29 protein-coding genes are annotated in these 16650 nt (G+C 61.8%); all 29 read right to left on the bottom strand.

Features of this window, described 5'->3' with window-relative positions:
* Positions 1 to 57: 57 nt before the first annotated feature.
* A complete protein-coding gene (locus AC06E9_RS10670; RefSeq protein WP_070426690.1) occupies positions 58 to 567 on the bottom strand; it encodes a disulfide bond formation protein B in 510 nt (169 codons plus the stop codon).
* 315 nt (positions 568 to 882) lie between these two features.
* Entirely contained in the window at positions 883 to 1269 is a 387-nt protein-coding gene (rplQ, locus tag AC06E9_RS10665; RefSeq protein WP_121042892.1) for a 50S ribosomal protein L17, read from the bottom strand.
* Between the two features lie 201 nt (positions 1270 to 1470).
* Positions 1471 to 2469 carry a DNA-directed RNA polymerase subunit alpha gene (locus AC06E9_RS10660; protein ID WP_121042890.1) on the bottom strand — a complete coding sequence of 333 codons (999 nt, stop codon included), beginning with the start codon at positions 2467 to 2469 and terminating at the stop codon, positions 1471 to 1473.
* Between the two features lie 54 nt (positions 2470 to 2523).
* Entirely contained in the window at positions 2524 to 3153 is a 630-nt protein-coding gene (gene rpsD / locus AC06E9_RS10655; RefSeq protein WP_019186164.1) for a 30S ribosomal protein S4, read from the bottom strand.
* 14 nt (positions 3154 to 3167) lie between these two features.
* Positions 3168 to 3557 (bottom strand): 30S ribosomal protein S11, encoded by a 390-nt coding sequence (gene rpsK, locus AC06E9_RS10650; RefSeq protein ID WP_017355427.1) that lies wholly within the window; start codon positions 3555 to 3557, stop codon positions 3168 to 3170.
* Between the two features lie 12 nt (positions 3558 to 3569).
* A complete protein-coding gene (gene rpsM / locus AC06E9_RS10645) occupies positions 3570 to 3926 on the bottom strand; it encodes a 30S ribosomal protein S13 (RefSeq protein ID WP_019186163.1) in 357 nt (118 codons plus the stop codon).
* Positions 3927 to 4271: 345 nt separating this feature from the next.
* On the bottom strand, positions 4272 to 5627 hold the full coding sequence (secY, locus tag AC06E9_RS10640) for a preprotein translocase subunit SecY (RefSeq protein ID WP_019186162.1): 1356 nt from the start codon (positions 5625 to 5627) through the stop codon (positions 4272 to 4274).
* 3 nt (positions 5628 to 5630) lie between these two features.
* Entirely contained in the window at positions 5631 to 6074 is a 444-nt protein-coding gene (gene rplO / locus AC06E9_RS10635; protein WP_121042888.1) for a 50S ribosomal protein L15, read from the bottom strand.
* A gap of 4 nt (positions 6075 to 6078) precedes the next feature.
* Positions 6079 to 6270 (bottom strand): 50S ribosomal protein L30, encoded by a 192-nt coding sequence (gene rpmD / locus AC06E9_RS10630; RefSeq protein WP_121042886.1) that lies wholly within the window; start codon positions 6268 to 6270, stop codon positions 6079 to 6081.
* Positions 6263 to 6802 (bottom strand): 30S ribosomal protein S5, encoded by a 540-nt coding sequence (gene rpsE, locus AC06E9_RS10625; RefSeq protein ID WP_121042884.1) that lies wholly within the window; start codon positions 6800 to 6802, stop codon positions 6263 to 6265. Before rpsE ends, rpmD begins: the two co-directional genes overlap by 8 nt.
* A gap of 158 nt (positions 6803 to 6960) precedes the next feature.
* On the bottom strand, positions 6961 to 7314 hold the full coding sequence (gene rplR / locus AC06E9_RS10620; protein ID WP_121042882.1) for a 50S ribosomal protein L18: 354 nt from the start codon (positions 7312 to 7314) through the stop codon (positions 6961 to 6963).
* Between the two features lie 32 nt (positions 7315 to 7346).
* The gene (rplF, locus tag AC06E9_RS10615) at positions 7347 to 7874 is read right to left on the bottom strand and encodes a 50S ribosomal protein L6 (protein ID WP_121042880.1); all 528 of its coding nucleotides are present in this window, start codon (positions 7872 to 7874) and stop codon (positions 7347 to 7349) included.
* 18 nt (positions 7875 to 7892) lie between these two features.
* Positions 7893 to 8291, bottom strand: coding sequence for a 30S ribosomal protein S8 (rpsH, locus tag AC06E9_RS10610; RefSeq protein WP_019186156.1), 399 nt, complete (start codon positions 8289 to 8291; stop codon positions 7893 to 7895).
* 241 nt (positions 8292 to 8532) lie between these two features.
* Complete coding sequence (gene rpsN / locus AC06E9_RS10605; protein WP_121042878.1) at positions 8533 to 8838, bottom strand: 30S ribosomal protein S14; 306 nt, start codon at positions 8836 to 8838, stop codon at positions 8533 to 8535.
* An 18-nt stretch (positions 8839 to 8856) separates the two neighbouring features.
* Positions 8857 to 9399 carry a 50S ribosomal protein L5 gene (gene rplE / locus AC06E9_RS10600; protein WP_019186154.1) on the bottom strand — a complete coding sequence of 181 codons (543 nt, stop codon included), beginning with the start codon at positions 9397 to 9399 and terminating at the stop codon, positions 8857 to 8859.
* An 11-nt stretch (positions 9400 to 9410) separates the two neighbouring features.
* A complete protein-coding gene (rplX, locus tag AC06E9_RS10595; protein ID WP_017355416.1) occupies positions 9411 to 9728 on the bottom strand; it encodes a 50S ribosomal protein L24 in 318 nt (105 codons plus the stop codon).
* 16 nt (positions 9729 to 9744) lie between these two features.
* Positions 9745 to 10113 carry a 50S ribosomal protein L14 gene (gene rplN, locus AC06E9_RS10590; protein WP_017355415.1) on the bottom strand — a complete coding sequence of 123 codons (369 nt, stop codon included), beginning with the start codon at positions 10111 to 10113 and terminating at the stop codon, positions 9745 to 9747.
* A 13-nt stretch (positions 10114 to 10126) separates the two neighbouring features.
* Positions 10127 to 10396 carry a 30S ribosomal protein S17 gene (gene rpsQ / locus AC06E9_RS10585; RefSeq protein ID WP_121042876.1) on the bottom strand — a complete coding sequence of 90 codons (270 nt, stop codon included), beginning with the start codon at positions 10394 to 10396 and terminating at the stop codon, positions 10127 to 10129.
* 11 nt (positions 10397 to 10407) lie between these two features.
* The gene (gene rpmC / locus AC06E9_RS10580) at positions 10408 to 10593 is read right to left on the bottom strand and encodes a 50S ribosomal protein L29 (protein WP_019186151.1); all 186 of its coding nucleotides are present in this window, start codon (positions 10591 to 10593) and stop codon (positions 10408 to 10410) included.
* Positions 10593 to 11006, bottom strand: a complete 414-nt coding sequence (gene rplP / locus AC06E9_RS10575; RefSeq protein ID WP_019186150.1) for a 50S ribosomal protein L16 — start codon at positions 11004 to 11006, stop codon at positions 10593 to 10595. The genes rpmC and rplP overlap by 1 nt, the downstream gene beginning before the upstream one ends.
* A gap of 5 nt (positions 11007 to 11011) precedes the next feature.
* Complete coding sequence (rpsC, locus tag AC06E9_RS10570; protein WP_121042874.1) at positions 11012 to 11746, bottom strand: 30S ribosomal protein S3; 735 nt, start codon at positions 11744 to 11746, stop codon at positions 11012 to 11014.
* 17 nt (positions 11747 to 11763) lie between these two features.
* The gene (gene rplV, locus AC06E9_RS10565; RefSeq protein ID WP_017355410.1) at positions 11764 to 12099 is read right to left on the bottom strand and encodes a 50S ribosomal protein L22; all 336 of its coding nucleotides are present in this window, start codon (positions 12097 to 12099) and stop codon (positions 11764 to 11766) included.
* Between the two features lie 12 nt (positions 12100 to 12111).
* Entirely contained in the window at positions 12112 to 12381 is a 270-nt protein-coding gene (gene rpsS / locus AC06E9_RS10560; RefSeq protein ID WP_019186148.1) for a 30S ribosomal protein S19, read from the bottom strand.
* Positions 12382 to 12387: 6 nt separating this feature from the next.
* Entirely contained in the window at positions 12388 to 13215 is an 828-nt protein-coding gene (gene rplB, locus AC06E9_RS10555; protein WP_017355408.1) for a 50S ribosomal protein L2, read from the bottom strand.
* 10 nt (positions 13216 to 13225) lie between these two features.
* Entirely contained in the window at positions 13226 to 13525 is a 300-nt protein-coding gene (gene rplW / locus AC06E9_RS10550; RefSeq protein WP_019186147.1) for a 50S ribosomal protein L23, read from the bottom strand.
* The gene (gene rplD / locus AC06E9_RS10545) at positions 13522 to 14127 is read right to left on the bottom strand and encodes a 50S ribosomal protein L4 (RefSeq protein ID WP_478056022.1); all 606 of its coding nucleotides are present in this window, start codon (positions 14125 to 14127) and stop codon (positions 13522 to 13524) included. Before rplD ends, rplW begins: the two co-directional genes overlap by 4 nt.
* 12 nt (positions 14128 to 14139) lie before the next feature.
* Entirely contained in the window at positions 14140 to 14790 is a 651-nt protein-coding gene (rplC, locus tag AC06E9_RS10540) for a 50S ribosomal protein L3 (RefSeq protein ID WP_019186145.1), read from the bottom strand.
* A gap of 11 nt (positions 14791 to 14801) precedes the next feature.
* Positions 14802 to 15113 carry a 30S ribosomal protein S10 gene (gene rpsJ, locus AC06E9_RS10535; protein ID WP_010341589.1) on the bottom strand — a complete coding sequence of 104 codons (312 nt, stop codon included), beginning with the start codon at positions 15111 to 15113 and terminating at the stop codon, positions 14802 to 14804.
* Between the two features lie 333 nt (positions 15114 to 15446).
* On the bottom strand, positions 15447 to 16637 hold the full coding sequence (gene tuf / locus AC06E9_RS10530) for an elongation factor Tu (protein WP_152153932.1): 1191 nt from the start codon (positions 16635 to 16637) through the stop codon (positions 15447 to 15449).
* Positions 16638 to 16650 lie beyond the last annotated feature (13 nt).

Here is a 16650-nt window from a genome sequence, read left to right as displayed (position 1 = left end):
CACCCGGCCTGGCACGCGTTGCGTGGCCAGGCCGAGGTCACTGAGTTGAGAAACGCCTCAGTGGCGGCGACGGGCACGGAACGCCGTCACCAGCGCCCACACCGCCAATGCCGCAAACCACACCAGGCTCCACATCGGCATCGTCAGGCCCAGGAACTGCCAATCGATGTTGCCGCAGTTGCCGGTACCGGTCAGCACGGTGCGGAACACCTCGAACGGCCCCATCGTCTCACTGAGGAAACTCAGCGGCGGCCCACAGCTCGAGCCCATGTCCTGCGGCAGCAACTGCACATACACATGGCGCCCGGCAATACCGATACCGACCGCGGCCGCGATGAAGGCCAGCACCCCATACGTCTTCCGCCCGGCCGGATCACGCGGACCATGCAGCGCTCCGATCAGGAACAGCAGCCCCAATGCCGCGAATGCAATCCGCTGGAAAATGCACAACGGACACGGCTCCAGCCCCATCTTCAACTGCAGGAAGATCGCATACCCCAACAGCGCCGCGCAGACCAGAAACCCCAACAGGAACTGGGCGCGGAAACTCCAACGCAATGGATTCATTGCCAACACTCGTGAAAGTCCAGGCCCCAAGATTAACAGGGCCGTGACCGCCCACGTCCATGCGCACCTGCCGACCATCGGCGCAGCGGACCGGACAGCATGTTCCGTACATCAAGCGGAACCACCCCAACGCAGCGACGGTACTGAGGAGCCGGCCAGCGGCCGGCACTACCCACGCACCGCGACCGCCACATGCTTTGCTTTACCCCCTGCGCACCGACCATGTGTGCAGTCGTTGCCGCCATCAAACCCCAGAAACGGAAAAACCCGGCACAAGGCCGGGTTCTTCACCGAATAACAGGTACAGCTCGAAGATTACTCTTCGACGGCTTCAGCCACAGCAGCCGGACGATCGACCAGCTCCACGTAGGCCATCGGCGCATTGTCGCCAGCGCGGAAACCGCACTTCAGCAGACGCAGGTAACCGCCCGGACGGCTCGCGTAACGCGGGCCCAGGGTGGTGAACAGATTGCCGACGGCTTCGTTGTCGCGCAGGCGAGCGAACGCCAGACGACGGTTGGCAACCGAATCAACCTTGGCCAGGGTGATCAGCGGCTCGGCAACGCGGCGCAGTTCCTTGGCCTTCGGCAGGGTGGTCTTGATCAGCTCGTGCTTGAACAGCGACGCGGCCATGTTCTTGAACATTGCTTCGCGATGGGCGCTGGTGCGGTTGAACTTACGACCGGACTTCATATGACGCATGACGGTGATTCCTGAAGTGAATGTTGGATCGGTTGGGTATCGCTGTCGCCATCCTGGCGTTGCTGCTTGGACTGCGGATGGTCCGGTGCCAGCCGTCCTGGCTGGCCGTCACCGCAGGCTATCGACCTGTCGGTGCGGGGTGTTGCGGGTGAAGCCCCCGCACCCGAAGGTGCGGGGTCAAGCATCTTGCGTAGCGCTGGATCAGCCGAGCATGCCGTGCTGGGCGACACCGGCCGGCGGCCAGTTCTCCAGCTTCATGCCGAGCGAAAGACCGCGCTGTGCGAGGACTTCCTTGATCTCGGTCAGCGACTTCTTGCCGAGGTTCGGGGTCTTGAGCAGCTCCACTTCGGTCTTCTGGATCAGATCGCCGATGTAATAGATGCTCTCTGCCTTCAGGCAGTTGGCCGAACGCACGGTCAGCTCCAGATCGTCGATCGGGCGCAGCAGCACCGGATCCACGCCGTTGTTGGCCGGCTTCGCCGCACCGCGGTCGCGGTGGGTGAAGTCACCGAAGACCGACAGCTGATCGCTGAGGATGTCGGCGGCAGTGCGCACGGCTTCCTCGGCATCGATCGTCGCGTTGGTCTCGATGTCCAGCACCAGCTTGTCCAGATCGGTACGCTGTTCCACGCGGGCCGCTTCCACCGAATAGGCGACGCGACGGACCGGCGAGAACGACGCATCCAGGACCAGGCGGCCGATGGCACGGGTTTCTTCATCCGGGCGACGACGAGCAGCAGCAGGCTGGTAGCCGAAACCGCGCTCGACCTTCAGACGCATGTTGATCGCCACATCCTTGGTGAGATGGCAGATCACATGAGCCGGATTGAGGATCTCGGTGTTATGGTCAATCTTGATATCAGCAGCGGTAACGACACCCGGACCCTGCTTGGACAGCGACAGCGTAGCGTTGTCGCCGGTATGCATGCGGATGGCCACATCCTTCAGGTTGAGCAGGACTTCCAGCACGTCCTCCTGCAAGCCTTCAAGCGTGGTGTACTCGTGCAGTACGCCATCGATTTCGACTTCCGTGATGGCGAAGCCCGGGATGGACGACAGCAGCACGCGACGCAGGGCGTTGCCCAGCGTATGCCCGTAACCACGCTCCAAGGGTTCGATGACGACCTTGGCGCGGGTATCGGTAAGGCGTTCGATCTGCGGACCGCGAGGACGCAGAACCTGGTTGGCGGTAACCGTCATGTTGCGGGTTCTCCTGCGAACCTCCGGTGTGACCCGGAGGTTCTCCAATGTGAATTACTTCGAATACAACTCGACGATCAGCGCTTCGTTGATATCCGCAGGCAGGTCCGAACGATCCGGCACGGCCTTGAAGATGCCGGCGAACTTGCCGGAATCAACTTCAACCCACGACGGACGCAGGTCATGCGTAGCAGACACGGTCAGGGCTTCCTGGACGCGCAGCTGCTTGGCAGCCTTCTCGGACAGAGCGACGGCGTCGCCAGCCTTGACCTGGTACGAAGCCAGATTGACCGACTTGCCGTTCACGGTGACACCGCGGTGCGAGACCAGCTGACGGGCAGCCGGACGGGTCACTGCGAAGCCCATGCGGTAAACGACGTTGTCAAGACGGGTTTCCAGCAACTGCAGCAGGTTCTCGCCGGTGTTGCCCTTCTTGGTCGAGGCCTTCTTGTAGTAGTTGCGGAACTGACGCTCCAGCAGACCGTAGATACGCTTGACCTTCTGCTTTTCACGCAGCTGGGTAGCGTAGTCGGACAGCTTGCCCTTACGGGCAGTGGCGCCGTGCTGGCCGGGCTTCTGCTCCAGCTTGCACTTGGAGTCCAGCGCACGGGCCGGGCTCTTGAGGGAAAGGTCGGCGCCTTCGCGGCGGGCGAGCTTACAGGTAGGACCGATATAACGAGCCATTTCTTATCGCTCCTTTAGACGCGACGCTTCTTCGGCGGACGGCACCCGTTGTGCGGGATTGGCGTCACGTCGATGATGTTGGTGATCTTGTAGCCCACGTTGTTCAGCGAGCGCACGGCCGACTCACGACCCGGACCCGGGCCCTTGATGCGGACTTCCAGGGACTTGACGCCGTAGTCGAGCGCGGCACGGCCGGCCTTCTCGGCAGCCACCTGGGCAGCGAACGGGGTGGACTTACGCGAACCGCGGAAGCCAGCGCCACCGGAGGTCGCCCACGACAGAGCGTTGCCCTGACGGTCGGTGATGGTCACGATGGTGTTGTTGAAAGAAGCGTGGACGTGGGCGACGCCGTCAGTGACGACGCGCTTGATCTTCTTCTTGGTCTTAGCGACGGGCTTAGCCATTTCTTAGGTCCCTTACTTCCTGATCGCCTTGCGCGGGCCCTTGCGGGTGCGGGCGTTGGTACGGGTGCGCTGGCCACGAAGCGGCAGACCGCGACGGTGACGCAGACCGCGGTAGCAGCCCAGATCCATCAGGCGCTTGATCGCGATACCGATTTCACGGCGCAGATCGCCTTCCACGATGTACTTGCCGACTTCGAGACGCAGACGCTCGATTTCCGGCTCCGACAGATCGCGGATCTTGGTGGTCGAGGTCACGCCTGCGGCGTCGCAGACCTTCTTCGAACGGGTACGGCCGATGCCGTAAATGCTTTGCAACCCGACCCAGACGTGCTTCTGGGCTGGCAGGTTGACGCCTGCAATACGCGCCATGACGCGGTTCTCCAGCTGAGTGATGGCCGACAGCGCACCATGGGCGCGCCAATCCGGCAGGATGGATCAAAAAAGTGAACTAGCGATTCTATCAAGGTCTCGGTTTACTGGGAAGCCCGTGGAACCTGAAGGTTCCATGGACCCGGCGTGGGGAGTGTGCCCATGCTCCGGCGCCGGATGTCGTTGACTGCAGAGGTTGCCCCCGCCGCCGCCCGCGCTACTCCCGCGCAGGACCACCACATCACACCCCCACCCGAAACCGCTGCAGGGGCCGCCCTTCGATTTGGAAGGCCAGTCCGGGAACCGGAGGGCCTTCGCAACAAGAAGACTAGTGTAACAGGTCAATCAGCCGCGGGCAAAACCGCCGCGGTTGCCGCCCTTCAGGTTGGCCTTCTTCAACAGGCTCTCATACTGGTGCGACATCAGGTGCGCCTGGATCTGGGCAATGAAGTCCATCACCACCACCACCACGATCAGCAGCGAGGTGCCGCCGAAGTAGAACGAGGCGCCGAGCTGGGTGCGCAGGATTTCCGGCAGCAGACAGACGATCACCAGGTACAGCGAACCGGCGGCCGTCAGGCGGGTCAGCACGGCATCCACGTAGTCGGCGGTGGCCTTGCCCGGACGGATGCCCGGAATCAGCGCGCCCGACTTCTTCAGGTTGTCGGCGGTTTCCTGCGAGTTGAACACCAGCGCGGTGTAGAAGAACGCGAAACCACTGATCAGCGCGGCGAACACGATCATGTGCAGCGGCTCGCCCGGCCCGAGGGCGTTGGCGACCTTCTGCAGCCACGTGGCCGAACTGGCCTGGCCGGACCACATGGCCAGCGTCGTCGGGAATGCCAGGATGCTCGAGGCGAAAATGGCCGGGATCACGCCCGCCATGTTCAGCTTCAGCGGCAGGAACGAGGTCTGGTTCATGTACGCGTTGCGGCCACCCTGGCGACGTGCGTAGTTCACCGTGATGCGGCGTTGGCCGCGCTCGACGAACACCACGAAGTAGGTGAAGGCCAGCACCACCAGCACGATCAGCAGCAGGGCGATGAAGCTCATGTTGCCGTCGCGGTAGGCTTCCACGGTGTGGATGACCGCGCCCGGCAGGCCGGCCACGATGCCGGCGAAGATGATCAGCGACACACCGTTGCCGATGCCGCGCTCGGTGACCTGCTCACCGACCCACATCAGGAAGATGGTACCGGCGGTCAGCGCGACGATGGCGGTGAGCACGAAGCCCATGCCCGGTGCGTAGACGACCGGGGCACCGCCCGGGGAGACCTGGTTCTGCAGCGCCAGCGCGATGCTGCCGCCCTGCACCACCGCCAGCAACACGGCGCCGATGCGGGAATATTGGGTGATCTTGCGACGACCCGATTCACCTTCCTTCTGCATCGACTTCAATGCCGGGAAGATGTGGACCGCCAGCTGCATCACGATGGATGCCGAGATGTACGGCATCACGTTCAGCGCGAAAATGCTGAAACGGTGCAGGGCGCCGCCCGAGAACATGTTGAACATGTCCACGATGCCGCCGCCCTGCGCCTGCATGAGCGCAAGCATGGCATCGGGATTGACGCCAGGCACCGGCACATAACAGCCGATGCGGTAGACGATCAATGCCCCGATGACGAACAGCAGTCGCTGGCGGAGTTCCGTGAACTTGCCGAGCCCGCCGCCGAGGTTACCAATGCCAGCTTGCGCCATGTCTTACTCCTGTACGCTGCCGCCGGCAGCTTCGATCGCGGCCTTGGCACTGGCCGTTGCAGCGACGCCCTTCAGGGTGAATGCCTTGGTCAGGCCACCCTTCATGACGATCTTGGCACGCTTAGCGGTGCTCGGGACCAGCTTGGCAGCGCGCAGCGCGGCAAAGTCGATCTCGCCAGCTTCCAGACGCTCAAGCTGGTAGGACAGCACTTCAGCGGTGTCCTTGGCGATCTTGGAACGGAAACCGACCTTCGGCAGACGACGCTGCATGGGGGTCTGGCCGCCTTCGAAGCCTGCCTTGATCTTGCCGCCACCCTTACGGGCGAACGAACCCTTGTGGCCGCGGCCGCAGGTCTTGCCCAGGCCGGAGCCGATACCACGACCGACCCGGGTACGCTCTTTACGAGCGCCCGGTGCCGGGCTCAGTTCATTGAGATGCATGGTCATTGGATTATTCCTCAACCTTGACGAGGTAGTGGACCTTGTTGATCAGACCGCGAACCTGCGGGCTGTCCTTCAGTTCACGTACGCTATTGAGCTTGCCGAGGCCAAGCGCCTTCACCGACAGGCGGTGACGTGCCTGGGCGCCGCGCAGGCCGCCAACCAGACGGACCTTGATGGTCTTGGTGGTGTCATTAGCCATGGTTGAGATCCTCCACCTTCTTGCCGCGCTTGGCCGCGATGCGGGCCGGCGACTGCATTTCGCTCAGACCCTTCAGCGTGGCGCGAACCAGGTTGATCGGGTTGCGCGAGCCGACGGCCTTGGCCAGCACGTTCTTGACGCCAACGGCTTCCAGGACGGCGCGCATGGCACCACCGGCGATCACACCGGTACCTTCGGAGGCCGGCATCATGAACACGCGAGCTGCGCCGTGGCCGGACTTCACCGGGTGCCACAACGTGCCGTTGTTCAGATCGACATTGGCCAGGTTCTTGCGAGCCTGTTCCATCGACTTCTGGATCGCGACCGGCACTTCACGCGCCTTGCCATAACCGAAGCCAACCTTGCCTGCGCCATCACCGACCACGGTCAGTGCGGTGAAGGTGAACTGGCGACCGCCCTTGACGGTCTTGCTGACGCGGTTGACCGCGACCAGCTTTTCGATCATGCCGTCGTCGACTTTCTCTTCGCGGCGATCGCGATCGCGACCCCGCTGCTGACGTTCTTCTGCCATGTTGATTCCTTGATTGATTGAGTATGTACGGCTCAATGCCGCTTATAGCTGTGGAATGAAGCGGTGGATCGAGCGCCCCTGCAGAAGAAGGACGTCGCCCGGCGCAACCCGCGCCGGCAGGCAGGCGGAAGCGGGGACCAGCCCCGCTTCCTTATCCCTTAGAACTGCAGGCCGCCTTCGCGGGCTGCATCAGCCAGTGCCTTGATGCGACCGTGGTAGCGGTAGCCCGAGCGGTCGAAAGCGACCTTCTCGATGCCCGCAGCCTTGGCGCGCTCGGCGACCAGCTTGCCGACCTTTGTGGCGGCGTCGCTGTTCTTGCCGTTCTTCAAGCCTTCCTTGACGTCGGCCTGGGTGGTGTTGGCCGACGCCAGCACCTTGGAGCCATCGGCGGTGAAGACCTGGGCGTACAGGTGCTGGCCGGTGCGCAGCACCGACAGGCGCGGCACGCCGAGCACACGGATGTGTGCACGGGTCGACTTGGCACGACGCAGACGAGCGATGTTCTTGTTCATGATCTTTTTCCTTGGAAAGCTGAGGACCTGAATTAGGCCTTCTTGGCTTCCTTACGAATGATGACTTCGCCGGCGTACTTCACACCCTTGCCCTTGTAGGGCTCCGGCGGACGGAAGCCACGGATCTTGGCGGCAACTTCGCCAACGCGCTGCTTGTCGGTGCCCTGGACCAGCACTTCGGTCTGGGTCGGGGTCGAGATGGTGATGCCTTCCGGCGCCACGAACAGGACCGGATGCGAGAACCCGAGCGACAGGTTCAGATCCTTGCCCTGCATGGCAGCACGGTAGCCGACGCCGACCAGCTCAAGCTTGCGCTCGAAGCCGTCGGTGACGCCCTTGACCATGTTGGCCAGGATGGCGCGCACGGTGCCGGTGAGGGCAACCAGCGAGGCATCGTTGGCGGCCAGGGTGGCAACGCCGTTGTCGACAGTGATTTCAACGCCAGCAACCTTGGCAAGCGACAGGGTGCCCTTCGGGCCCTTCACGCTGACGGATTCCGGCTGGATGTTCAGTTCAACGCCCTTGGGCAGGTTGACTGGCTTCTTGGCTACGCGGGACATAGTTGGTTCCTTCTCGCCTTAGGCCACGAAGCACAGGACTTCGCCGCCGACGCCCAACTGGCGCGCCTGCGCATCAGTCATGATGCCCTTGGAGGTGGAGATGATGGAGATACCCAGGCCGTTGAGGACCTTCGGCAGCTCGGACTTGCCACGGTACTGGCGCAGACCCGAACGCGAGAAGCGCTTCAGGGTCTCGATGACCGGCTTGCCCTCGAAATACTTCAGGACGATTTCAAGCTCGGCCTTGTTGTTCTCGATCTTGGTCACGCGCAGATCGGTGATGTAGCCTTCGGCCTTCAACACCTCTGCGATTGCCACCTTGATCTTGGAGGACGGTGCTTTCACCGTCTGCTTGCCAACCGCGGCCGCATTCTTGATGCGTACCAGCAGGTCGGCGATGGGATCAGTCATGCTCATAGTCGATACCTTTGAGTGCACCGATATCCGCTTTCGCGAAAATCTTGTGTCTACCTGGAATGGGCCAGGGCCCGTCTTCACACACTGCTCACGCCTTGCGGGCGAGCAAGACGCGGGAGTATACGGCAAAAAGAGCCCGACTTGCGTCGGGCTCCCTTAATCCGGGATCAGAGCCGGAAAACCGGCCCCTCTCCCCTGCCCTGCGCCATGAAGGCACCGGGCAGTTGAAGGGACGAATCCCTTACCAGCTGGCCTTGCGCAGGCCCGGCACGTCACCACGCATGGTGGCTTCGCGCAGCTTGTTACGGCCCAGGCCGAACTTGCTGTACACGCCACGCGGGCGGCCCGAGAGCTCGCAACGGTTGCGGTGACGGCTCGGCGACGAATCGCGCGGCAGCTTCTGCAGCTTGATGACGGCCTCGGCCTTTTCGTCGTACGACGCGGTCGCGCTGGAGATGATCTTCTTCAGCTCTTCACGCTTGCCGGCGTACTTGACGGCCAGCTTCGCACGCTTGAGGTCGCGGTTGACCATGGAGGTCTTTGCCATTTCGGATTCCTCGACGTATCAGTTACGGAACGGGAACTTGAACGCTGCGAGCAGCGCCTTCGCTTCCGCATCGGTCTTGGCGGTGGTGGTGATGGCGATATCCATGCCGCGGATCGCGTCGACAGCGTCGAAGTCGATTTCCGGGAAGATGATCTGTTCCTTCACACCCATGTTGAAGTTGCCACGACCGTCGAAGGAACGACCCGAGACACCACGGAAGTCGCGCACGCGCGGCAACGAGATGTTGATCAGACGGTCCATGAACTCGTACATCTTTTCACGACGCAGCGTGGTCTTGCAGCCGATCGGCCAACCATCGCGGATCTTGAACGATGCCACCGAGACGCGGGACTTGGTCACGATCGGCTTCTGACCGGAGACCTTGGCCATGTCGGCGACGGCATTTTCCAGGATCTTCTTGTTCGTGGCTGCTTCGCCGACACCCATGTTCAGGGTGACCTTGACCAGCTTCGGAACCTGCATCGGATTGGTGTAGCCGAACTGCTTCATCAGCGCCGGCACCACTTCTTCCTTGTAAAACTTTTCGAGACGGGAATTCATCTGCTCATTCCTCAGGCGTCGAGCGCCTCACCGCTGGAGCGGAACACACGCAGTTTGCGTCCATCCTCCAGCACCTTGAAGCCAACGCGCTCGCCCTTGCCCGAAGCCGGGTTCAGCACATTCACGTTGGAGATATGGATCGACGCTTCACGCTCGACCACGCCGCCGGCAACGCCTGCCTGCGGGTTCGGCTTGGTGTGGCGCTTGACGATGTTCACGTTGGCGACGATCACACGATCGCCGTCGACGCGGACGACTTCGCCCTGCTTGCCCTTGTCCTTGCCGGTGTTGACGACAACCTGGTCGCCCTTCTTGATACGGTTAGCCATGATTATCTCCTGTCGCTCACAGCACTTCGGGAGCGAGCGAGACGATCTTCATGAACTTCTCGGAACGAAGTTCACGCGTCACCGGTCCGAAGATGCGGGTACCGATCGGCTCTTGCTTGTTGTTGAGCAGGACCGCGGCGTTGGCATCGAAACGGATCAGCGAACCATCGGCGCGACGCACACCCTTGCGGGTACGCACCACGACGGCGTCGAACACTTCACCCTTCTTGACCTTGCCGCGCGGGATTGCATCCTTCACGGTGACCTTGATGATGTCGCCAATGTGCGCGTAGCGGCGCTTGGAGCCGCCGAGCACCTTGATGCACATCACTTCCTTGGCACCGGAATTGTCCGCGACTTCGAGGTAGCTCTGCATCTGGATCATGAGTCAGATCTCCTTATTGAACCGCACGCGTGATGACTTCCACCACGCGCCAGTTCTTGGTCTTGGACATCGGAGCAATCTCGGTCACACGAACGACATCACCTTCGTTGCAGGTGTTGTCGGCGTCGTGTGCGTGCAGCTTGGTCGAACGCTTGATGTACTTCCCGTACAGGGCGTGCTTGACCAGGCGCTCCACCAACACGGTGACCGTCTTGTCCATCTTGTTGCTGACGACACGGCCTTCGACCGTGCGCAGCGTCTTGCTGTCGTTGTTATCGCTCATCGCGGCCATCCTTACTTGGTGCTGCCGAGCAGGGTCTTGACGCGAGCGATCTCGCGGCGAACCCGGCGGGTTTCGTGGGTCTTCGGCAGCTGGCCAGTGACCTGCTGCATACGGAGCGAGAACTGCTCCTTACGCAGGTCGATCAGGTGGCTCTTCAGGTCGTCAGCCGACTTTTCGCGAAGTTGTTTGATATCCATCAGAGCACCGTCCGGGTCACGAAAGTGGTGGTCACGGAGAGCTTGGCGGCAGCCAGGCGGAACGCCTCACGTGCCACGTCTTCTGCGACGCCTTCGATTTCATAGATCATGCGGCCGGGCTGGATCTGGGCTACCCAGTACTCCACGTTGCCCTTACCAGAACCCATTCGGACTTCGATGGGCTTCTTGGTGATCGGCTTGTCGGGGAACACTCGGATCCACATCTTGCCGCCGCGCTTGACGTAGCGGCTGATCGAGCGGCGAGCCGCTTCGATCTGACGCGCGGTCAGCTGACCATGAGCGGTTGCCTTCAGGCCGTATTCGCCGAAGCTGACAGCGTTGCCGCTCCAGCTCAGACCATCGTTACGGCCCTTGTGTACCTTGCGGTATTTGGTTCGCTTGGGTTGCAACATTGTCGTTACCTCGCTTCACGAGCCGGGCGCGACGGACGGTCACCGCGATCGCCGCGATCGTTACGATCGTTGCGCGGGGAGTCGTCCTGCTTTTCCTGGCCAACCTGGGAGAAATCGAAGACTTCGCCCTTGTAGATCCAGACCTTGATGCCGATGATGCCGTAGGTCGTCTTGGCTTCAGCGAAGCCATAGTCGATGTCGGCACGCAGCGTATGCAGCGGCACGCGGCCTTCGCGGTACCACTCCGAACGGGCGATTTCTGCGCCGTTCAAGCGGCCACCGACGTTGACCTTGATGCCCAGGGCACCGAGGCGCATCGCGTTGCCGACCGAACGCTTCATCGCGCGGCGGAACATGATGCGACGCTCAAGCTGCTGCGCGATCGACTCGGCAACCAGCTGTGCGTCCAGCTCGGGTTTACGCACTTCGGTGACGTTGATGTGCGCCGGGACGCCCATCATTTCGCTCACTTCCTTGCGCAGCTTCTCGATGTCCTCACCGCGCTTGCCGATCACCACGCCCGGACGGGCGGTGTGGATCGTCACGCGAGCGGTCTTTGCCGGACGCTCGATCAGGATCTTGCTGATGCCGGCCTGCGCAAGCTTCTTGCGCAGCATTTCCCGCACCTTCAGGTCGGCTGCCAGATAACCAGCGAACTCGGCCTTGTTGGCGTACCACTTGGAGTTCCAGTCCTTGGAAATGCCGAGGCGGATACCAATCGGATGAACTTTATGACCCATGGTGTTTTCCTTTCCGCTTACTTGCCGGCGCCCACAACCACAGTGATGTGGCTGGTGCGCTTGAGGATGCGGGTGCCGCGGCCTTTCGCCCGCGCCATGAAACGCTTCAGGGTCGGACCTTCATCTACCATGATGGTCTGTACCTTCAGCTCGTCGACGTCGGCGCCCTGGTTGTTCTCGGCGTTTGCAATAGCCGACTCCACCACCTTCTTGATCAGGTGGGCAGCCTTCTTGTCCGAGAACTTCAGCAGGTTGACCGCACGCTCGGCCGGCAGGCCGCGCACCTGGTCAGCGACCAGGCGGGCTTTCTGCGCAGAGATGCGCGCGGAGCGCAGGATTGCTTTCGCTTCCATTGTCATCTCTCCTTACTTGCCCGACTTCTTGTCACCACCGTGACCCTTGAAGGTCCGGGTGATGGCAAATTCGCCGAGCTTGTGGCCGACCATGTTCTCGTTGACGAGCACCGGAACGTGGTTCTTACCGTTATGAACGGCGATGGTGACGCCTACCATTTCCGGCAGGATCATCGAACGGCGCGACCAGGTCTTGATCGGCTTCTTGCTACCCGCAGCGGCTTCCACCTTCTTGATGAGGTGGTGATCGACAAACGGGCCCTTCTTGAGTGAACGTGCCATGGTCGATTAGCCCCTACGATCGCGGACGATGAATTGCTGGGTGCGCTTGTTATGGCGCGTCTTGTAACCCTTGGTCGGGACACCCCACGGGGTGACCGGATGCGGGTTGCCCTGGCCGGCCTTCGCCTCACCACCGCCGTGCGGATGGTCAACCGGGTTCATGGCAGCACCACGAACGGTCGGGCGGACACCACGCCAGCGCTTGGCGCCAGCCTTGCCCAGCTTTTCCAGGTTGTGTTCGTCGTTACCGACTTCACCGATGGTGGCGCGGCACTCGACCGGCACCTTACGCATTTCACCCGAGCGCAGGCGCAGGGTGGCGTAGATACCTTCACGAGCGACGAGCTGCACGGCAGCGCCGGCGGCACGCGCGATCTGAGCACCCTTGCCCGGCTTCAGTTCGATGCCGTGGACAGTGGTACCGACCGGGATGTTGCGCAGCGGCAGCGTGTTACCGGTCTTGATCGGCGCATCCGAACCCGCGATCACCTGGTCACCGGCCTTCAGGCCCTTCGGTGCGATGATGTAGCGGCGTTCGCCGTCGACGTAGCACAGCAGGGCGATATGGGCGGTGCGGTTCGGATCGTATTCGATGCGTTCCACGCGCGCCGGAATGCCTTCCTTGTTGCGCTTGAAGTCGATGACTCGGTAGTGCTGCTTGTGACCACCGCCCACATGACGGGTGGTGATGCGGCCGTGGTGGTTACGACCACCGGACTTGCTCTGCGGCTCCAGCAGCGCTGCATGCGGCGCGCCCTTGTGCAGATCGGGCGTGACCACGCGCACGGCCGAACGACGGCCGGGAGAAGTGGGTTTGAATTTCATCAATGGCATGGGATGTACCTCAGGCCTTGGCCGTTACATCGATGGACTGGCCATCGGCGAGACGCACGTACGCCTTGCGCCAATCGCCGCGGCGGCCGGTGCGGTTACGGAAGGACTTGTTCTTGCCCTTCACGTTCAGCACGTTGACCGACTCGACCTTGACGTCGAACAGCTGCTCAACCGCGGCCTTTACATCGGCCTTGGTGGCTTCGTTCGAAACTTCGAAGACATACTGGTTGGAATGTTCCTGCAGGCGCGCGGTCTTTTCGGAGACTCGCGGAGCGCGCAGCACGCTGAAGACTTTTTCGTTGCTGCTCATGCCAGCCACTCCTCGACCTTCTTGACCGCATCAGCGGTGATGACGACCGTGTCGGCACCGACCAGCGACACCGGGTCCAGGCCCTGCACGTCACGCACTTCCACGTAGGGAATGTTGCGCGCCGACAGGTACAGGTGCTCGGAAGCATCTTCGGTGACGATCAGCGGACGCTTGCCCACTTCCAGGCCGGCCAGCCTGGCGATCAACGACTTGGTGTTGGTCGCTTCGACATCGAAGGACTCCACGATCGTCAGACGGCCCTGGCGGTTCAGCTCGGACAGGATCGCGCACATGGCTGCACGGTACTGCTTACGGTTGACCTTCTGCTCGAAGCTGCGCGGCTTGGCCGCGAAGGTGACACCGCCGCCGATGAAGATCGGAGCCGTCAGTGCGCCATGACGCGCGCCGCCGCCCTTCTGCTTCTTCGACTTCTTGGTGGTACCAGCCACTTCAGAGCGAGTCTTCTGTGCCTTGGTGCCGGCGCGACCGGCGTTGCGGTAAGCAACGACGACCTGGTGAACCAGATCTTCGCTGAAATCGCGACCGAACACGGCATCGGAGACCGAGACCTTGTTATTGCTACCCGTGATAACGAGTTCCATCGTCATCTCTCCTTATGCCTTGCTAGCCGGACGAACGATCACGTCACCACCCGCTGCGCCCGGAACGGCACCACGGATTGCGATCAGACCACGTTCGACATCGACCTTCACCACTTCAAGGTTCTGGGTGCTCTGCTGCACCGAACCCATGTGGCCGGACATCTTCTTACCCGGGAAAACACGACCCGGGGTCTGGCGCTGGCCCAAGGAACCCGGCGCGCGATGCGACAGCGAGTTACCGTGGGTTGCATCGCCCATACGGAAGTTGTAGCGCTTGATGGTGCCCTGGAAGCCCTTACCCTTGGTGACACCCTGGACGTCGACCTTCTGGCCAACTTCAAAGATGTCCGCCTTGACTTCGCCGCCAACGGCGAAATCGCCGAGCTGCGCGTCTTCAACGCGGAATTCCCACAGGCCACGGCCCGCGTCGACCTTCGCCTTGGCGAAGTGACCGGCTTCCGGCTTGTTGACCAGGGCAGCGCGACGCGCGCCGACGGTCACCTGCACGGCGCTGTAGCCGTCAGCTTCGACGGTCTTGATCTGCGCGATGCGGTTCGGGGTAGCTTCAATCAGGGTTACCGGGATGGCCTGGCCATCTTCGGTGAACACGCGGCTCATGCCAGCCTTGCGGCCCACGAAGCCCAACGAATATTTCTTCGTCATGGTCGTAGTCCTCAGGTCAGCTTGATCTGAACGTCGACGCCGGCAGCCAGTTCGAGCTTCATCAGCGCGTCCACGGTCTTGTCGTTCGGGTCAACGATATCGAGCACGCGCTTATGCGTGCGGGTCTCGTACTGGTCACGCGCGTCTTTATCGACGTGCGGCGAGACGAGAATGGTGTAACGCTCGATCTTGGTCGGCAGGGGGATCGGGCCACGCACTTGCGCGCCGGTCCGCTTTGCCGTTTCTACGATCTCGCTGGCCGAACGGTCGATCAAACGATGATCGAACGCCTTCAGCCGAATCCGGATCTTTTGGTCCGCCATGACGGTGGGTTCCTTCGTTAAAAGAGCGACGGACAAGGCCTCTGGGTTGCCTTGTCCCATGAATATCCTGAATGCAGACGCCGCACATTCCTGCGCGGCGACAAGATCTTTCCGTAGACCTCAAAAATCGAGGCAGACCGGTCTCCCGATCTGCCCAGACAAAAAGTATAGCGCGCATACAAGTTGGCAGTCAACAGGGGTACTGTTGACAAAGCCTGAATGGCGCGACCCTTCCTGGTCTGGGGAACACGAGGAGCATCCTGCGCCTCTTTTCCCGTTTGGTTACACCCCGATGCCCTACCCAGGCAACATCGGGGCGCAGATTCTAGCAGATTACGCGATGATCTTGGAGACCACGCCGGCGCCGACGGTACGACCGCCTTCGCGGATCGCGAAGCGCAGGCCTTCATCCATGGCGACCGGGTTGATCAGGGTGACAACCATCTTCACGTTGTCGCCCGGCATCACCATTTCCACACCTTCCGGCAGTTCGCAAGCGCCGGTGATGTCGGTGGTACGGAAGTAGAACTGCGGACGGTAGCCCTTGAAGAACGGGGTGTGACGGCCGCCTTCATCCTTGGACAGCACGTACACTTCGGCGTCAAAGGTGGTGTGCGGCTTGATCGAACCCGGCTTGGCCAGGACCTGGCCACGCTCGACGTCGTCACGCTTGGTGCCGCGCAGCAGCAGACCGGCGTTGTCGCCTGCCTGACCCTGGTCGAGCAGCTTGCGGAACATTTCCACGCCGGTGACGGTGGTCTTCTGGACCGGACGGATACCGACGATTTCGATTTCTTCGCCGACCTTGATCACGCCGCGTTCGATACGACCGGTGACGACGGTGCCGCGACCCGAGATCGAGAACACGTCTTCGACCGGCATCAGGAAGGGCTTGTCGATGTCACGTTCCGGGGTCGGGATCCAGCTGTCGAGAGCTTCGACCAGCTTGATCACGGCCGGCACGCCGATCTCGCTCTGGTCGCCTTCCAGCGCCAGGCGGGCCGAACCCGAGATGATCGGGGTGTCATCGCCCGGGAAGTCGTACTTGCTCAGCAGCTCGCGGACTTCCATTTCGACCAGTTCCAGCAGCTCGGCGTCATCGACCATGTCTGCCTTGTTCAGGAAGACGACGATGTACGGCACGCCGACCTGACGCGAGAGCAGGATGTGCTCACGGGTCTGCGGCATCGGGCCGTCAGCAGCCGAACAGACCAGGATCGCGCCGTCCATCTGGGCAGCACCGGTGATCATGTTCTTGACGTAGTCAGCATGGCCCGGGCAATCGACGTGGGCGTAATGACGTTCGGTGGATTCGTATTCGACGTGTGCGGTCGAGATCGTGATGCCACGCGCCTTTTCTTCCGGCGCGGCGTCGATCGAGGAGTAATCCTTGAACTCGCCACCGAAGCGCTCGGCACCGATCTTGGTCAGTGCAGCGGTCAGCGTGGTCTTGCCGTGATCGACGTGACCGATGGTGCCGACGTTGACGTGCGGCTTGGTGCGCTCGAACTTACCCTTTGCCATTGTTGTATACCTT

Source organism: Stenotrophomonas sp. Steno-Z10-BAI, from assembly GCF_056393115.1.
This window is presented reverse-complemented; position numbering and strand designations above follow the sequence as displayed.